17 protein-coding genes are annotated in these 17,411 nt (G+C 62.4%); 8 read left to right on the top strand and 9 right to left on the bottom strand.

Features of this window, described 5'->3' with window-relative positions:
* Positions 1–27 precede the first annotated feature (27 nt).
* Positions 28–861: an amino acid ABC transporter permease gene (locus J5N58_RS10055; protein ID WP_113443145.1), complete on the top strand. Its 834-nt coding sequence runs from the start codon at positions 28–30 to the stop codon at positions 859–861.
* An 18-nt stretch (positions 862–879) separates the two neighbouring features.
* Here J5N58_RS10055 and ppk2 read toward each other — a convergent pair whose 3' ends face one another.
* On the bottom strand, positions 880–1,785 hold the full coding sequence (gene ppk2 / locus J5N58_RS10050) for a polyphosphate kinase 2 (protein WP_112830727.1): 906 nt from the start codon (positions 1,783–1,785) through the stop codon (positions 880–882).
* A 320-nt stretch (positions 1,786–2,105) separates the two neighbouring features.
* Here ppk2 and leuC point away from each other — a divergent pair, with 320 nt between their 5' ends.
* The 4 genes from leuC (at position 2,106) to J5N58_RS10030 (ending at position 6,269) form a co-directional block, all read left to right on the top strand.
* Positions 2,106–3,515 (top strand): 3-isopropylmalate dehydratase large subunit, encoded by a 1,410-nt coding sequence (leuC, locus tag J5N58_RS10045; RefSeq protein WP_244710643.1) that lies wholly within the window; start codon positions 2,106–2,108, stop codon positions 3,513–3,515.
* Between the two features lie 187 nt (positions 3,516–3,702).
* The gene (locus tag J5N58_RS10040) at positions 3,703–4,512 is read left to right on the top strand and encodes a class I SAM-dependent methyltransferase (protein WP_112830575.1); all 810 of its coding nucleotides are present in this window, start codon (positions 3,703–3,705) and stop codon (positions 4,510–4,512) included.
* A gap of 195 nt (positions 4,513–4,707) precedes the next feature.
* Positions 4,708–5,538 (top strand): DMT family transporter, encoded by an 831-nt coding sequence (locus J5N58_RS10035; RefSeq protein WP_244710641.1) that lies wholly within the window; start codon positions 4,708–4,710, stop codon positions 5,536–5,538.
* 173 nt (positions 5,539–5,711) lie between these two features.
* Entirely contained in the window at positions 5,712–6,269 is a 558-nt protein-coding gene (locus J5N58_RS10030; RefSeq protein ID WP_112830574.1) for a SixA phosphatase family protein, read from the top strand.
* Positions 6,270–6,315: 46 nt separating this feature from the next.
* Here J5N58_RS10030 and J5N58_RS10025 read toward each other — a convergent pair whose 3' ends face one another.
* Together J5N58_RS10025 and J5N58_RS10020 are read right to left on the bottom strand one after the other, a co-directional pair.
* Positions 6,316–6,738: a hypothetical protein gene (locus J5N58_RS10025; RefSeq protein ID WP_244710639.1), complete on the bottom strand. Its 423-nt coding sequence runs from the start codon at positions 6,736–6,738 to the stop codon at positions 6,316–6,318.
* The gene (locus J5N58_RS10020) at positions 6,735–7,292 is read right to left on the bottom strand and encodes a L,D-transpeptidase family protein (RefSeq protein ID WP_414899878.1); all 558 of its coding nucleotides are present in this window, start codon (positions 7,290–7,292) and stop codon (positions 6,735–6,737) included. Before J5N58_RS10020 ends, J5N58_RS10025 begins: the two co-directional genes overlap by 4 nt.
* Positions 7,293–7,443: 151 nt before the next feature.
* Between J5N58_RS10020 and J5N58_RS10015 the strand changes: the two genes are divergently transcribed.
* Positions 7,444–8,127: a response regulator transcription factor gene (locus J5N58_RS10015; protein WP_112830573.1), complete on the top strand. Its 684-nt coding sequence runs from the start codon at positions 7,444–7,446 to the stop codon at positions 8,125–8,127.
* Positions 8,128–8,149: 22 nt separating this feature from the next.
* Positions 8,150–8,605: a cyclic nucleotide-binding domain-containing protein gene (locus J5N58_RS10010; RefSeq protein WP_112830572.1), complete on the top strand. Its 456-nt coding sequence runs from the start codon at positions 8,150–8,152 to the stop codon at positions 8,603–8,605.
* Between the two features lie 14 nt (positions 8,606–8,619).
* On the opposite strand, the gene xth is transcribed toward J5N58_RS10010, so the two are convergent.
* The 6 genes from xth to tesB all read right to left on the bottom strand — a co-directional run bounded on the left by xth (position 8,620) and on the right by tesB (position 16,040).
* On the bottom strand, positions 8,620–9,423 hold the full coding sequence (gene xth / locus J5N58_RS10005) for an exodeoxyribonuclease III (RefSeq protein ID WP_113338097.1): 804 nt from the start codon (positions 9,421–9,423) through the stop codon (positions 8,620–8,622).
* Positions 9,424–9,507: 84 nt separating this feature from the next.
* Complete coding sequence (locus J5N58_RS10000; RefSeq protein ID WP_414901820.1) at positions 9,508–10,119, bottom strand: outer membrane lipoprotein carrier protein LolA; 612 nt, start codon at positions 10,117–10,119, stop codon at positions 9,508–9,510.
* A gap of 145 nt (positions 10,120–10,264) precedes the next feature.
* Positions 10,265–12,940, bottom strand: coding sequence for an FtsK/SpoIIIE family DNA translocase (locus tag J5N58_RS09995; protein ID WP_113438903.1), 2,676 nt, complete (start codon positions 12,938–12,940; stop codon positions 10,265–10,267).
* Positions 12,941–13,202: 262 nt separating this feature from the next.
* Positions 13,203–14,564, bottom strand: a complete 1,362-nt coding sequence (locus tag J5N58_RS09990) for an ammonium transporter (protein ID WP_112830568.1) — start codon at positions 14,562–14,564, stop codon at positions 13,203–13,205.
* Between the two features lie 27 nt (positions 14,565–14,591).
* Positions 14,592–14,942, bottom strand: coding sequence for a P-II family nitrogen regulator (locus tag J5N58_RS09985; protein ID WP_162708326.1), 351 nt, complete (start codon positions 14,940–14,942; stop codon positions 14,592–14,594).
* Positions 14,943–15,155: 213 nt separating this feature from the next.
* Positions 15,156–16,040, bottom strand: a complete 885-nt coding sequence (gene tesB, locus J5N58_RS09980; protein WP_113438904.1) for an acyl-CoA thioesterase II — start codon at positions 16,038–16,040, stop codon at positions 15,156–15,158.
* Between the two features lie 121 nt (positions 16,041–16,161).
* On the opposite strand from tesB, the gene J5N58_RS09975 reads away from it, so the two are divergent.
* Positions 16,162–17,376 (top strand): ubiquinone biosynthesis hydroxylase, encoded by a 1,215-nt coding sequence (locus J5N58_RS09975; RefSeq protein ID WP_113438905.1) that lies wholly within the window; start codon positions 16,162–16,164, stop codon positions 17,374–17,376.
* Positions 17,377–17,411 lie beyond the last annotated feature (35 nt).

Genomic DNA, 17,411 nt, shown 5'->3' with positions numbered 1-17,411 from the left:
GCTGAGAAAGCCGGGGGCCATGAGCTGATGGGTTTTCAGACACTTTCGGGCGCAGGCAATGGAAAGGGCGAGGGCGACCGGCCGTGGTGGCTGGTCGCCCTTGTCGCGATCGCGCTTGGAATTGCCGCCGTCATTGCCTTCAACGATCTCTATGCGCAGGTCTTTGCCACCATTTCGCGCGGCATAGGGGTGACGGTCTTCGTCACCGTGGTGGGCTTTGCGCTGGCAACCATGCTCGGCCTGCTGGTGGCGCTCGCCGGCATGTCGGACAGCCTGATCGTCAGGCAGATCGCGCGGTTCTATGTCGAGGTGATCCGCGGCATTCCGATCCTCGTCCTCCTCTTCTACATCGCCTTCGTCGGCGCTCCGGGCTTCGTCAGTCTCTACAATTTCCTGACCGGGCCGCTCATCGAACACGGCTGGCTGTCGGCGCTTCAGGTGCGCGACGTGTCGCTGATGTGGCGGGCGATCTTTGCGCTGATGATCGGCTATTCGGCCTTCATCGCCGAGATCTTTCGCGCCGGTTTCCAGTCGGTCGACAAGGGGCAGATCGAGGCGGCGATGTCGCTCGGTCTCAACCGCTATCAGCGCTTCCGGCTGATCGTATTCCCACAGGCCGTCAAGGTGATCTTTCCGCCGCTCTCCAACGATTTCGTGGCGATGGTCAAGGATTCATCGCTCGTCTCCGTGCTCGGCGTCGCCGACATCAGCCAGGCGGGCAAGATCTATGCATCCGGCTCCTTCCGCTTCTTCGAGACCTATTCCATCGTCGCCTATATCTATCTTATCCTGACGATCGGCCTGTCGATGCTGCTGAGGCGCTTGGAAAAACGGATGCGGGAGAAAGGCGCTGCCCGGTAGCGGTCGGCGCCGCGCTCCTCAATAGACGTCCGGCACGTACATTTCCGGAGGAACCGGATGGCGGATGTAGTCGGCATTGCGGACGCGCTCCGGCAGCACGATCTGTTCCTTCGGAACGGTCTCGTAGGGGATCTGCCCCAGAAGGTGGGCGATCATGTTGAGGCGGGCCTTCTTCTTGTCGACCGCCTGCACGACCCACCACGGTGCCTCCGGAATGTGGGTGCGTTCCAGCATGTCTTCCTTGGCCTTGGTGTATTCCTCCCAATGGATGCGGCTCTCAAGGTCCATGGGCGAGAGTTTCCACTGCTTCAGCGGATCGTGAATGCGCATGCGGAAGCGGAATTCCTGTTCCTCGTCGGTGATCGAGAACCAGTATTTGAGCAGGATGATGCCGGAGCGGACCAGCATGCGCTCGAATTCCGGCACGGAACGGAAGAATTCCTCCAGTTCGTCAGGCGTGCAGAACCCCATGACACGCTCGACACCGGCGCGGTTGTACCAGGAGCGGTCGAACAGCACCATTTCGCCGGCGGTCGGCAGATGGGCGGTGTAGCGCTGGAAATACCACTGGCTGCGTTCGCGTTCCGTTGGGGCGGGCAGTGCCACGACACGGCAGACGCGCGGGTTCAGGCGCTGGGTAACGCGCTTGATCGCTCCGCCCTTGCCGGCGGAATCGCGGCCTTCGAAAAGCACGACGACCTTGAGTTTCTTGTATTGAACCCAGTCTTGCAGGCGAACCAGTTCATGCTGCAGCCTGAAAAGTTCCCGGAAATAGACCCGGCGGTCGATGGTCGGCTCGGAGAGGCCTTCGGCGACCATCTCTTCCAGCCGCTCCTCCTCCATCTGCTGTTCCAGTTCTTCATCGAAGCTGTCGATGATGTCTTCCTTGATCCGGTTGATCTGGTCGTCAATGGGTGCAGACATGCGGGCTATCTCCGTTTCGTCCGACAGATGAAGCATGTTTCCGCGAACACTTTATGACAGGGATGTGTCAGGCGGCCGACGAAGCAAATCCGTTGCCGATTTTGTGGAAAACTGTTATTGCGACGCCATGGGATCAAAATTCGGATGTCTCGCAAACCAGTTTATCGTGCTGCAGGACCACAAGCGTCTGCCGGCACGGTTCTTTGCGTGCGTCTCCGGAGCGCTCAACAGCCGCCTAGGCTGAAGGTTGCCGGCCGCATCGGCGGCGCTTCAGAATACCAAGAACCGATCCCACTTCTTCAGCCGGATGGAAACACGCCATGAGCGCACCGCGTACACTTTACGACAAGATTTTCGATGACCACCTGGTCGACCGCCAGGACGACGGCACCTGTCTTCTCTACATCGACCGTCACCTTGTGCATGAGGTGACGAGCCCGCAGGCGTTCGAAGGCCTGCGCATGGCCGGTCGGCCGGTGCATGCACCGCAGAGGACTCTGGCCGTGGTGGACCACAACGTTCCGACCACCGCGGATCGCCTCGAGGGCATCAAGAACGAGGAAAGCCGCATCCAGGTCGAGGCGCTTGCCCAGAACGCCAAGGATTTCGGTGTCGAATATTATTCCGAGCGCGACAAGCGTCAGGGTATTGTGCACATCGTCGGCCCCGAACAGGGCTTCACCCTGCCGGGCATGACCATCGTGTGCGGCGACAGCCACACCTCGACGCATGGCGCCTTCGGCGCGCTGGCGCATGGTATCGGCACGTCCGAAGTGGAGCACGTCCTGGCAACCCAGACGCTGATCCAGAAGAAGGCCAAGAACATGCTGGTGCGTGTCGACGGTAAGCTTCCGGAAGGCGTCACGGCCAAGGACATCATCCTTGCCATCATCGGCGAGATCGGCACCGCCGGCGGCACCGGCCATGTCATCGAGTTCGCCGGCGAGGCGATCCGTTCGCTCTCCATGGAAGGTCGCATGACCGTCTGCAACATGACGATCGAAGGCGGCGCCCGCGCCGGCCTGATCGCGCCGGATGAAAAGACCTTCGAATATATCAAGGGCAAGCCGAAGGCGCCGACCGGCGAGACCTGGGATCAGGCAGTCGCCTACTGGAAGACGCTGCATACCGACGAGGGCGCGCATTTCGACCGCACCGTCGTGCTTGACGCCGCCAACCTGCCGCCGATCGTGTCCTGGGGCTCATCTCCGGAAGATGTGGTGTCGATCCAGGGCGTGGTGCCAAATCCGGACGAAATTCAGGACGAGACCAAGCGGGCTTCCAAGTGGCGCGCGCTCGACTATATGGGTCTTACGCCCAGAACGAAGATGACCGATATCGCGATCGACCGCGTCTTCATCGGTTCCTGTACCAATGGCCGTATCGAGGATTTGCGGGCCGCCGCCGCCGTGATCGAAGGCAAGAAGGTCGCCTCGACCGTCTCCGCCATGGTCGTGCCGGGCTCCGGCCTCGTCAAGGAACAGGCTGAAGCCGAAGGCCTCGACAAGATCTTCAAGGATGCGGGCTTCGAATGGCGCGAACCGGGCTGCTCCATGTGCCTTGCCATGAACGACGACCGGCTGAAGCCGGGCGAGCGCTGCGCCTCGACCTCGAACCGCAATTTCGAGGGACGCCAGGGCTACAAGGGCCGCACCCATCTCGTTTCCCCGGCCATGGCTGCTGCCGCAGCCGTCGCCGGTCATTTCGTCGACATCCGCGACTGGAAGTAAGCTCCAGAGCGTCCTTATTCTACGCGTCGGCACCGCCGGCCGCAGATACAGCCTTCAGGGCCGTCCGCAGTGATGCGGGCGGCCTTATCTCGTTTCGGGGCCGCGAATGCCTTATCGGCCTGCGATGCCGTTGCTTTTCGCTGAAACGACGCTGCGGTATAATCACGATGTCTGGGAGGACGCAGCCATGACCGACGCCGACAAGGTATTTGCAGGCAGCATTCCCGCTCTTTACGAGCGGTTCATGGTGCCGATGATCTTCGCTCCATATGCCGAGGCGATTGCCGAGAAGGTGGCGGCGCGACATCCCGCGACCGTTCTGGAACTTGCTGCGGGAACCGGGGCGGTGACGCGCGCCATGGCGGAAAGGCTGCCGGAGACGGCGGCGCTCACCGCGACCGATCTCAACCAGCCGATGATCGATCTGGCAATGACTCTGCAGGAGACGGGCAATGTTCTCTGGCGGCAGGTCGATGCGATGGCGCTGCCGTTTGCCGATCAGTCCTTCGATACGGCTGTCTGTCAGTTCGGGGCGATGTTCTTTCCCGACAAGGTCGCATCCTATCGCGAAGTTCGTCGTGTCCTGAAGCCGCGCGGCGCCTATCTGCTGGCTGTCTGGGACAGGATCGAGAACAATGAATTCGTCTCCGTGGTGAGCGAGGTCCTGTCGCAGCGGTTTGCCGACAACCCGCCGCAGTTCATGCGCCGCATTCCGCACGGCTATCACGATCTCGCGCTGATCGACGGCCAGTTGAGAGCCGCGGGCTTCTCCACGGTCGAAACCGAAACACTGAAACTGACGGGTCGGTCGCCCTCCCCACTCGATGCGGCTACGGGCTATTGTCAGGCCAATCCCCTCCGAAACGAGCTCGAGGAGCGCGCACCGGGCGGCCTTGAGGCCGTCACCGAACTGGTGGCGGAGGCGCTCGAGAAACATTTCGGTCCGGGGCCGATCGAAGGCGTGCTCAGCGCTCACGTGATTACTGCGCGAGGCTGACGCTTCTCATGGGCCGGAGACCGGCGAAGTTCGGCCATTCGGGACCGCAGCCGCCGGATTGCGCGAAAGCGGCATTGTAAAGCGGTTGAAAGAAGCTATGGTCCGAGGCTTCACAAAACTGTCATATTGACCTTTGCCGATGCCTTTTCCACCGAGCATTTCCCTCTTCGTCCGGCGTTTTTCCGGAGCGTCCTCGTGAGCACGATTGCCATTGCGCTTGCGCTCGTCGCGGCCATCCTGCATGCGAGCTGGAATGCGTTCCTCAGAAACGGGGCGGATCGTCTGTGGTCCGTGACCGTGATGAGCCTTGCGGGAACGCTGGTCGCCCTGCCGTTCATCGTCTGGTTCCCGCTGCCACAGGGCGAGGCGTGGTTCTATATCCTGATGTCGGCCACGCTGCAGGTGGGCTACAGCCTCTTTCTCGTTGCGGCCTATCGTCATGGCGAACTCGGCCAGGTCTATCCCATCGTTCGCGGCACGGTGCCGCTGCTCGTGACGCTGGGCGGTTTTCTGTTCTTCGGCGAAATCCTCGGCACCTTCCAGACGATCGGGGTCATGCTGGTGGCAGCGGGGATCATGAGCCTTTCGCTCGGCAAGACGCGGGCCGCGACCTCGTCGCTGCTCTTCGCATTCGCGACCGGTCTGGTCATCGCCTGTTACTCGACGGTGGATTCGAGGGGCGTGAAATTCGTGGAACAGCCGGCGGCCTACGCCATGTGGGTACTGTTCCTTTACGGCCTGATGCTTGCGATTACCTACGCCGTGCTGCGGCGCGGACTTGCCATCGATATCCGCTCGCCGGTCACGTGGAAGGCCTTCGGCGGCGGTGTGGTGGCGATGATCGCCTATGGCCTCGTTGTCGTCGCCTATGCCTTTGCGCCGGCCGGCCTCGTCACGGCGGTGCGTGAAACAAGCGTGGTGTTTGCCGTCCTGATCGGAGCGCTGTTCCTCGGGGAGCGGCCGACGCTCAAGCGGCTGTTTGCCTGCCTGACCGTTGCGCTTGGCGCGATCTGCGTCAGCCTTTAGGGTAGGAAACGAGGACGGGAACGGCCGGCATGCTGTAGATGTCATCCTGGTTTGTCCGTTTCCCCGCAGGGAAAGGAGACCGGAGGCGTTGCGGGATAAGGCGCCGAGCGGAATCGGGTGCAGGTATCGCGTCTATCGTGCCGTCACACGTGAATCATGGGGAGGGTGAGGGGATGTCGAGCAAGAACGGGAAGACGCCCAGCCATGGTTTGAGGCTAATCCTCCTCCGGCATGCCAAGTCCGCGTGGCCGGAGGGTATCGAGGACAAGGCGAGGCCCCTATCCGACCGCGGCCGCAAGGCGGCGTCGGCAATTGGAGCCTATATGGAGGCGCAGGGGCTGACGCCGGACCTCGTGCTTGTCTCCACCGCCGAACGCACGCAGCAGACATGGATGCTGGTGAGAAAGACGCTTTCGGGCAAGCCTGAGGTTCGCAATGTCAATGAAATCTACGAGGCGCCAGCCGCGACATTGCTGTCGGTGATCTGTGGCGTGGAGCCTCAGTATCGCTCCGTGGCGATGCTCGGCCATAACCCCGGCATGGAGGAACTGGCGGCGATGCTCACCGGCAGCGGCGATGCGGAGGCGTGCCGGCGGATGGCGGAGAAATATCCGACCGGCGGACTGGCCGTCATCGATTTCGATGCAGAGGCCTGGCCGATGCTTCGCGCCGGTTCGGGCCGGCTGGAGCGCTTCGTTACGCCGCGCTTCCTCGAGCATTCTCGGCGATAACGGCGTTTTCAATGCCCTATCTGTTTGTTTCCTAAGGAATTCCGGTTCAAAGCCGCAATACACTTCTGCTGGAAACGCTCCTGGCAGAGCGAGCCTGTTTCTCCGGTGCAGCATGACGGCGGAGCAAGGCACCCTTCATGTCGGCGCTTTCGTTATGGAAGGAGAGAACGGTCGATATCTCGGCCTCATCGCAGTCGATGAGCAGTTTCGTTTCGGTGTCGCGTTTCACGAGGTCGACCGTACAGATGACGGCGACGATCCCGATCTTCTCCTGCGACCCGCGCCAGACATCCACGCCGCCGCCATCGGTCGACTGCGTGCCTTCGAGATAGCCGTAGTCCAGCGGGTAGACCATGGCCGGATAACGGGGATGGACGGAGCCCTTCGGCCGGTCGATGACGAGCCGCGCACCGGCCAGCAATTCGTCGAGGGCGGCCCAGAAAGCTCGTGGCGAAGCATCCGGGATCACAGGACCCGTATCCTGGTATGGTGGCCGAGATGCGGCAGGAGGCGGCGCATGTCGGCGAAGGAGAGCGCCACGCAGCCCTCCGTCGGCGCGTATCCCGGTTTTGCGAGATGGAAGAAGATCGCCGAGCCCGCGCCACGGCGTCGGCTGGCGACGTTCCAGTCCATGACGATGCAGACGTCGTAGAGGTCGTCGTCCCGGTTCAGTTTCTCGTGGCTCGCGGCAAAGGGCGCGCGGACCGGACGGTTATAAGAGGGGCTTGCCGGTGCGTCGCACCACAGCATGTCCGGACGGATGCGGCGCATGGCAAGTGCTGTGGGCGGGAGACGGACATGGTCGCTGCGCGTATAGCCATAAAGCAGGCGCATCGCCGCTCGCGGCGTGGCGCCATCGCCCTCGCGCTTGCAGGCGGTGATGCCGGAGCGGCCGATGGCGGCCCTGAAGCGGAGCGGGCCGGCCTGCAGGATCGCCTGCGACCGCTTTCCCGGCGCCCGCCGGATAATGATTTCACCCAGGCCCCGCGTCTTGCCGCCAGGTGATCCGTTGAAAATGCTCACGAGATTTTGCCTTGTTTGTGAAGTTCGGTGTATTCATAGCACTTCGAATGCGCGGCAAAGAAGCAGTGGACATGTTTCTTTGCGGCGCGACGGCGTTTCAGGTTCAAGCCGTTGCATGAATGGCGACGGAGAATGCAGGAGAAGGACAGACATGAGCGCGCGCACCATCCTTCTGGTTGATGACGACGACGATCTCAGGGAAACGCTGGTCGAGCAGCTTTCGCTTTACGACGAATTCACGCTGCTGCAGGAACCGAACGCAACGAAAGGCATGCAGGCAGCTCGCACCGGTCAGGTGGATCTGCTGATTATGGATGTCGGCCTGCCCGACATGGATGGCCGCGAGGCGGTGAAACTCCTGCGCAAGGGCGGCTTCAAGGCGCCCGTCATCATGCTGACCGGCCACGACACCGATTCGGACACGATCCTGGGACTGGAAGCGGGCGCCAACGACTATGTGACGAAGCCTTTCCGTTTTGCCGTGCTGCTTGCCCGCATCCGAGCGCAGCTTCGCCAGCACGAACAGAGCGAGGATGCAACCTTCGGCGTCGGGCCCTATCTCTTCAAGCCCAGCCAGAAGCTGCTCACCACCGAGGACGGCAAGAAGATCCGGCTCACCGAGAAGGAGGCGGCGATCATCCGCTATCTCTATCGCGCCGGTCAGAAGGTCGTGACGCGCGACGTCTTGCTCGAAGAGGTCTGGGGCTATAATTCGGGTGTGACGACGCATACGCTCGAAACCCATGTCTACCGCCTCCGGCAGAAGATCGAGCGTGATCCGTCCAGCGCCGAAATCCTCGTCACGGAAAACGGCGGCTACAAGATCATCCCTTGACCCGTGACGCCGGAGAACCCGCATGGCGCTTGCCGACGATATTGAGCTGCTTTCCGGCGTTCCGCTGTTTTCCGGGTTGGACAAAGATCAGCTCAGGCTGATCGCCTTCGGCGCTGAGCACAGGCCGGTTGCCGGCGGGCAGGCGCTCTTTCGCGAGAAATCGCCGGCCGAATGCGCCTATGTGGTGGCAAGGGGGCGCTTCGAGCTTTCGTCGCTCGGGCGTGGCGGCAAGCCGAAGGTCGAAGCCATCGCCGAGCGCGGTACCATGCTCTCGGAGCTCGCGCTGGTGACCATGGTGGAGCGCAAATATACGGCGGTCGCGCTGGAGGATGCCGATGTCATCCGCATCACCCGCGCACTGTTTCACAGGCTGCTTGAGGAATATCCCGAGATGGCGGCGATCATCGAGGCGCGTATCCGGGCATCGATCAGCAGCCTGATCGATGGTGCCGCCGCCATGTCCGACCGCTTCCGCTGAAGCGGTAATCTGCCTTACAGATCGAACCAGGCTGTTACAGGGACGTGATCCGACGGCTTTTCCCAGCCGCGGGCTTCCTTCAGGATATCGATCTTCTTCAGGTGGCCGGTGAGATCCGGCGACGACCAGATGTGGTCGAGGCGACGGCCGCGATCGGCCGCCTCCCAGTCCTTGGCGCGGTAGCTCCACCACGTATAGATCTTTGCCGGCTCGGGCGTGTATTGCCGCATCAGGTCGACCCAGCCGCCCTGGCGGACGACGTCCAGCAGGCCTTCGGTCTCGACCGGCGTATGACTGACGATCTTCAAAAGCTGCTTGTGCGACCAGACGTCGTTTTCGAAGGGGGCGATGTTGAGATCGCCGACGAGGATCGCGGAAACGCCGGGCTCGGCATCGGCCTTCAGCGCCTTCATTTCCTCGATAAAATCCAGCTTGTGACCGAACTTGGGATTGATCTCGCGGTCCGGCTCGTCGCCGCCGGCGGGAACGTAGAAGTTATGCAGGCGGATGCGTTTGCCCTGCCATTCGAAGATCGCCGAGATGTGGCGGGAATCGCCGACGCCGCAATAATCCTGCCGGTGATCCTCCGTCAGCGGAAAACGCGAGGCGATGGCGACGCCGTGATAGCCCTTCTGGCCGTGCAGAATGATGTTCTCGTAGCCGAGCGCCCTCAGCGCGTCGGCGGGGAACTGATCGTTCTGGCACTTGATTTCCTGCAGGCAGAGGATGTCGGGGCTCACCCGTTTCAGGAAATCCTCGACGATCGGCAGGCGCAGCCGGACCGAATTGATGTTCCAGGTGGTGATTGACAGTGACATGCCTCGTGCTCCGGTTGGTCGGGCAAGGTCTACCGTATCTCCTCGAAATTCAAAGCGGTTTTTAACCGGCCATGACCGCGGTCCTCAGCGTTTCGGTCCATGCACGTCGGCATAGGGGATTTCGAAGACGCTCGGATCGAGATCGACGCCGGTCTGGACGTTGAAGATCATCACAGAGGTATCCTTGGCCTGCATGTCGGTGATCGTCCACTGGCGCAGGTCATAGGTCTTCGGATCGAACATCAGGGTGATGGTGGAATCGCCGAAGATGGTCTTGTCGCCGAGAACGATGGTTGTGAGGTCCGCTTCTTCCTTGACGTCGCGCACCAACTGGTTTCCGAGGTCGATCTTGTCGGAAAGCAGCAGGCTGAGCGGTGTCTTTGACAGCGGATAGAGATCCCAGGTCTTCAGCTTCATGTTGCCGATGACGACATTCTTGCCGTCAGCAATGACGCGCATCGGAGAAGGCTTTTCGTAGTTGAAACGCAGCTTGCCGGGACGCTGGATGAAGAACTTGCCGCCGGTCTGTTCACCGCGCGGGCCGAACTGGACGAATTCGCCCATCATCGTCTTCACCGAGGAAAAATGGTCGGCAATCTTCTGGGCGGCGTCGGCTGCGGCATGGGCGCGCGGCAGGGGAAGCGCTGCCAGCGTCAGCAGGGCGCCGGAACCGAGCGCGAACTGTCGACGGGTCATGGACGCCGGCGCAATCGCCAGGCGTTCGGCATTTTCTTCAATCATCCGGAACTCCTTCATATGGTCATTCCATCGCCGAAAAACGCGGCGTCATCATGGCCGGGATATCAGCGACCGGGGGTAAACGTCATCCGTGGCCCGGGGTTCAACGTTCGATGATGTCGGCTTCCGTCGGCACGAGGATTTCCCGCTTTCCGGCATGGTTGGCCGGGCCGATGATGCCTTCCTGCTCCATGCGTTCGATCAGGGAGGCGGCACGGTTGTAGCCAATGCCAAGGCGGCGCTGGACATAGGAGGTGGAGGCCTTGCCGTCGCGCAGCACGATGGCGACCGCCTGATCGTAGGGATCGTCCGAATCGGCAAGGTTGGCGGTGCCGGCCGGGCCGCCGCCCTCCTCGTCCCCGTCCTCGTCGATGGTGATCGCGTCGAGATACTGGGGTGCGCCTTGAGTCTTCAGATAGGCGACGATTTCCTCAACCTCGTTGTCGGAGACGAAGGGGCCATGGACGCGCTGGATGCGGCCGCCGCCAGCCATGTAGAGCATGTCGCCCATGCCGAGCAGCTGTTCGGCCCCCTGTTCGCCAAGAATGGTCCGGCTGTCGATCTTCGAGGTCACCTGGAAGGAGATGCGGGTGGGGAAGTTTGCCTTGATGGTGCCGGTGATGACGTCGACCGACGGGCGCTGGGTCGCCATGATGACGTGAATGCCGGCGGCACGCGCCATCTGGGCAAGACGCTGCACGGCGCCTTCGATATCCTTGCCGGCGACCATCATCAGGTCCGCCATTTCATCGATGATGACGACGATATAGGGGATCGGCTTCAGGTCGAATTCTTCGGTCTCGTAGATCGCCTCGCCGGTCTGACGGTCGAAGCCGGTCTGGACGGTGCGGGTCAGTACCTCACCCTTCTCCAGCGCCTGCTCGACGCGGCTGTTGAAGCCATCGATGTTGCGCACGCCGATCTTCGACATCTTCTTGTAGCGCTCTTCCATCTCGCGCACGGTCCATTTCAGCGCGACGACGGCCTTCTTCGGATCGGTGACGACGGGCGAGAGCAGATGCGGGATACCGTCATAGACGGAAAGTTCCAGCATTTTCGGGTCGATCATGATCAGGCGGCACTTTTCCGGCGGCAGACGGTAGACCAGCGACAGGATCATGGTGTTGATGGCAACGGATTTACCCGAACCGGTGGTGCCTGCGACCAGAAGGTGGGGCATCTTGGCCAGATCAGCTATCACCGGTTCGCCGCCGATGGTCTTGCCGAGCGCCATGGCGAGCTTGGCTTTGTTGCTCTCGAAATCGCGCGAACCGATCAGTTCGCGCAGATAGACGGTTTCGCGCGTACGGTTCGGCAACTCGATGCCGATCGCGTTGCGGCCGGGGACAACGGCGACGCGGGCGGCTATCGCGCTCATCGAGCGGGCGATATCGTCGGCAAGCCCGATGACGCGCGACGACTTGATGCCGGGTGCGGGTTCCAGCTCGTACAGCGTGACGACCGGACCGGGGCGGACGTGGATGATCTCTCCCTTGACGCCGAAATCCTCCAGCACACCTTCCAGCATGCGGGCGTTCTGTTCGAGCGCGTCGGCGGAGAGCGTGGCATCGCGGGCAATCGTCTTTGGCTCGGCAAGCAGATGAACAGAGGGCAACTGGAAGCCTTCGGGTCTCAGGAGCGAAGCCTGCGCATCCCGTTCGATGCGGGCGCCCTGTTTCGGTCGCGGTGCCGGTGCTGCAACACGCGGGGCGGGGCGATCGGCGCCGCGGGCTGTGGGCGGCGACGGCGACCAGCCGCTGTCATCCGGCAGGATTCCGGCCGGGCGCGGCGGCATGTCGTCGAGATCGAAGGGCGGATCATCGTAATCGTCGTCGCTATCGACGCTGATCGGCGGTGGAGAGACCAGATGCCGCTTGGGAGCCAGCACGCGCGGTGCGCCATCGAGCGAGGGCTCGCGGCGTTCTAAGCTGTTCGGCGCTTTCGGGCGGATAGGTTCGTTGAGCGTGCCGAACTCGTCATCGTTGAAATCGTAGGGCTGCTCGAAATGGCGGCTGCGATCCACGGGCTTCATGCCAAGCAGGCGGCGAGCGCGGGCGCGTATGGTGTACCAGTTGTGGGTGAAGGCGCCGAGCGCGAGCGCAATCGGACCTTCCTCGTCATCCTCTTCCTCGGCTGGAACGGTGCGGGCGAGCGGCTTGCGACGCTCGGCGAGGGTCTCTTCCTCTTCGTCCTCCTCCAGCGGATCGCGCCCGATGAGGCCGGCGGCGAAAAGCAGCAGCCAAGCGGCGGGGAGCGCCAGCAGGGCACCAAGGATCATCGATACGGTGCCGGTCGGATAGGCGCCAATGAAAAGGCTCGGAAAGCGCAGTATCATATCGCCGAAGACGCCGCCAATGCCGTTCGGGATCGGCCAGGTGGCGGGAGGCGGAAAGCAGCCGACGACGGCAGAGGAAACGATCGCGCCGACGAACCAGGCGGCGATGCGGGCGGGAATGCGGTGAAGCCGGCGACCGGTGATGAGGGCCAGCGACCAGGCAAGCACGGGAAGCAGCGAAAGGAGGCTCGCAAGGCCGAAGAACTGCATCATCACGTCGGCGAAGATCGCGCCACCATGGCCGAGAATATTGGTCGGCTCGTTGGCCGTCGCATAGGAGAGACTCGGATCGGCGACGTTCCAGGTGGCGAGTGCAGCGACGGCCAGCACCAGCGCCAGGAAAATCAAAAAGCCCAGGAGCGCCAGCACCTGCCGTACGATGAAGGCGCTGAGCGCGAAGCGGCCCGGCTGGTCGCCGATCGCTGCGGAATTGCCTCTGTTCATCCCCTGCCTGCCCGTTCGTCGAAGAAAGCTCTTGCCGGCGACCAGAGCGCCAGGCACGAGGCGAGGCGGTCCTGTCACGGCTCCATAGGGCACATTACAGGGGACAGGGTTAATGGTGCATTAACCATGGAGGTTGCCAAAGACCGCTTTGCCCGAAGGGCACAAAAAAAGCCCGGACGCGGGGTCCGGGCGAAGAGCGGCTCGCCGTTCGACGGCCGCGACGGGAGGAGAAGCCGCACCGGAGGCCGGTGCGGCGAAATCCTTAGGAGTGGTATGCGGCTTCGCCGTGGGAGGCGAGGTCGAGACCTTCGCGCTCGGCTTCGACCGGGACACGCAGGCCAACGATGACGTCCGTGATCTTGTAGAGGATCGCGGAGCCGACGCCGCACCATACGAGCGTAACCAGAACGGCTTTCACCTGGGTGAAGAACTGGGCGCCCATGGTGACGCCTTCGGCATAGCCGATGCCGCCGAGCGAGGTCGAGGCGAAGATGCCGGTGGCAAGAGCGCCGAACAGGCCGCCCACGCCATGAACGCCGAAGACGTCGGCGGTGTCGTCATAGCCGAACTTGTTCTTCACCACGGAGACGAAGAAGTAGCAAAGCGGCGAGACGATCAGGCCCATGACGATCGCGCCCATCGGGCCGACGATGCCGGCGGCAGGCGTGATGGCGACGAGGCCGGCGATCATGCCCGAGGCAGCGCCGAGCATCGAGGACTTGCCGCGGGTCAGGCTTTCGACGAAGGCCCAGGAGACGATTGCGGCAGCGGTTGCGATGAAGGTGTTGACGGTCGCGAGCATGGCGCCGCCGGAGGCTTCGAGGTTAGAACCTGCGTTGAAGCCGAACCAGCCGAACCAGAGCATGGCCGCACCGACCATGGTCAGTGTCATCGAGTGCGGAGCCATCATGTCCTTGCCGTAGCCGGTGCGCTTGCCGACCATGATCGCGCCGATCAGCCCGGCAACACCGGCATTGATGTGCACGACGGTGCCGCCGGCAAAGTCAAATGCGCCCCAGCCGAAGATCAGGCCGTTTGCATCCCAGACCATGTGTGCGATCGGGAAGTAGACGAAGGTGACCCACAGAAGGCAAAACAGGATCGCGGCGGAGAACTTGATGCGTTCGGCGAAGGCGCCGATGATGAGCGCGGGGGTGATAGCCGCGAAGGTCATCTGGAACAGCATGAAGATGTATTCCGGAATGACGGCATCCGAGAAGGTGGCAGCCGTCGAATCCATCGTCACGCCCGAGAGGAAGAGCTTGGCCGTGCCGCCGAAGAAGGCGTTGGTCGAGCCGCCGAAGGCGAAGGAATAGCCGTAGATGACCCAGACCAGCATGATGGAAGCGCCGATGACGGTGCACTGCATCAGGACGGAGAGCATGTTCTTGGCGCGCACGAGGCCGCCGTAGAACAGGGCGAGGCCCGGAATCAGCATGAAGAGGACGAGAATGGTGCAAAGGAACATGAAGGCGGTATCGCCCTTGTCCGGCACGGGTGCTGCGGCTGCAGCTTCCGCGGCGGCCGGTGCGGCTTCCTGCGCAAAGGCAATCGCCGGCGCCAGCAGCGCGGCCGAAGCGGCGCCAATCCGCGCGAAAGTGGAAGAAAACTTGGTAAACGACATCAGTAACAACTCCCCTAACAGCCGTTCTTACAGAGCTTCAGAATTGGTTTCGCCGGTGCGGATGCGTACGGCCTGGTCGATCGAGTAGACAAAGATCTTGCCATCGCCGATCTGGCCCGTCTTGGCAGCAGAAGCGATCGCTTCGACGGCCTTGTCCGCGAGTTCGGAGGACACGGCGATTTCGATCTTCAGTTTCGGCAGAAAGCTTACGGCGTACTCGGTGCCGCGGTAGATTTCCGTGTGTCCCTTCTGGCGGCCGTAACCCTTGACCTCGGTCACGGTCAGGCCCTGAATGCCAACAGCGGTGAGGGCTTCGCGCACCTCATCCAGCTTGAACGGCTTGATGATGGCCATCACAATCTTCATCTGGTTTCCCATCCTTTGCTTGTCCTCGGCGCGGAGCCGACTCTCCTTGCCGCCAGCCCCAAAGCGCCCAGCGACTGCGGTCAGACATTCAAAGTATGTGCCAGATTCGTGACGACTAATAAGTTATTGAAATCTAAAGATTATAATAAACGAAGCTAATAAACAGGCAATTGAACGGCTCATGTGCGCACAAATTATGTGCAAAAATGCCGATTTGCCCTTCTTTTAGTCATCTGCTCTTTTCCGAATCAGCCCTTCCTGCGCAACGGAGGCAATGAGAATCCCGTCGCGGCTGTAAATGCTGCCACGGGTCATGCCGCGTGCGCCTGAGGCACTCGGGCTGTCCTGGGTATAGAGCAGCCAGTCGTCGAGGCGGGTGGGGCGGTGAAACCACATGGCATGATCGAGGCTCGCGGCCTGCAACGACGGATCGAAGATCGAGGTTCCGTGGGCATAGAGCGACGTGTCGAGCAGGGTCATGTCCGAGAGATAGGCGAGGATTGCCGCCTGATAATGCCTGTCGTCCGGCGGGGCGGCGCTGGTGCGCACCCAGATATGGGCCTTCGGCTCCAGCTTTTCCTTGGAGATGTAATGCACCAGCGAGACGGGCCGGATCTCGATCGGCCGCTCGCGACCCCAGTAGCGCCGCACGGTGTCGGGCGCCTGGGCGAGGAAGACATCGCGAAACTCCTTTTCGCCCATCAGGCTTTCCGGCGCCGGCACGTCCGGCATTTCGACCTGATGATCGAAGCCCGGCTCGTCGAGCTGGAAGGAGGCCGACATGGAGAAGATCGCCTTGCCATGCTGGATGGCGACGACGCGACGGGTGGTGAAGCTCGCGCCGTCGCGGATGCGCTCGACCTGATAGATGATCGGCACCGCAGGATCGCCGGGGCGCATGAAATAGGCATGCAGCGAGTGGACGAAACGGTCCGCCTCGACGCAGCGCTGGGCGGCCATGAGCGCCTGGGCGATAACCTGGCCGCCGAAAACCCGCTGCCAGCCGTTCTGGGGGCTCTTGCCGCGGAAGAGGTCTTCCTCCAGCTTTTCGAGGTCGAGCGTCGCGATCAGCTTTTCCATGATGCGCGTTTTCTCTTCCGACTGCGACATAGTATAGTGCCCCCGATTGTAGGAAATCGTTCAAGGCTGATCTATATAGCGGCCGGTGATATGCACAAGGGCAAACACGGGCAACGCGCTGCCCGGGGTGTCGGGATAAAGGAAGTTCGCCATGATGGATGTTCTGGTCGTCGGTGGTGGTTATGTCGGTCTGGCGGTCGCAGTCGCGGTCAAGCAGGCAGCGCCGCATCTCGCCGTCGAGGTAATCGAGGCAGCGCCGGAAGACGCCTGGAAGAAGGACCCGCGCGCCTCGGCGATCATCGCGGCGGCCACGAAGATGTTGGAGGTCTTCGGCATCTGGGAGCGGATCGAGCCCGAGGCGCAGCCGATCACCAGGATGATCGTCACCGATTCGAAGACCTCCGATCCTGTGCGGCCGGTGTTCCTTACCTTTGACGGCGAGGTCGAGGATGGTCGGCCCTTCGCCCACATGATCCCCAATGTCGCGATGGTCGGCGCGCTGCGCGAGGCGTGCGCTGCAGCCGGTGTCCGGATCCGCCATGACGCGACGGCCACGGGTTTCCGCAATACCGGGCCTTCGGCCGAGCTCTCGCTCTCCGATGGAAGCATTGTTTCGGCGCGGCTGGTGGTCGCCTGCGACGGCGTGCGCTCGAAGTTGCGCGACATGGCTGGCATCAAGACCGTCACCTGGGACTACGGCCAGTCAGGCATCGTCACAACGGTCGAGCACGAGCGGCCGCATGAAGGCTCAGCCGAGGAGCACTTCCTGCCGGCCGGTCCCTTCGCCATCCTGCCGCTCAAGGGCAATCGTTCCTCGCTGGTCTGGACGGAGCGCACAAGCGATGCCGAGCGGCTGGTGGCATCCGACGATCTCGTGTTCGAAGAGGAACTGGAGCGCCGTTTCGGTCACAAGCTCGGCACGATCCGCGCGACCTCCGATCGCCGTGCCTTTCCGCTGGGGCTGACGCTCGCCCGCGAATTCGTCGCGCCGCGGCTGGCGCTGGCCGGTGACGCCGCCCACGGCATCCACCCGATTTCCGGCCAGGGCCTCAATCTCGGCTTCAAGGACGTGGCAGCTCTCGCCGAGACCATCGTCGAGGCAGACCGGCTCGGCCTCGATATCGGCGACCTCAATGTTCTGGAGCGCTACCAGACCTGGCGGCGGTTCGACACCTTCCGCATGGGGGTGACCACCGACGTGCTGAACCGGCTCTTCTCCAACGACGTGACGCCGATCCGGGTGCTCAGGGATTTCGGGCTTGGTGTGGTCGACCGGATGCCGTCTCTCAAATCCTTCTTCATCCGGGAAGCGGCCGGCACGGCCAATGGCGGCGCACCGAAGCTCCTGGCGGGCGAGGCGATCTGACGGGGTATCGAGCCCTTCACCGAAAATTGCGACGG

This window comes from Paenirhizobium cremeum (assembly GCF_022884085.1).
GTDB lineage: Bacteria > Pseudomonadota > Alphaproteobacteria > Rhizobiales > Rhizobiaceae > Allorhizobium > Allorhizobium cremeum.
The sequence above is the reverse complement of the archived record's forward strand: the minus strand, read 5'-3'. Positions and strand labels throughout refer to the sequence as shown.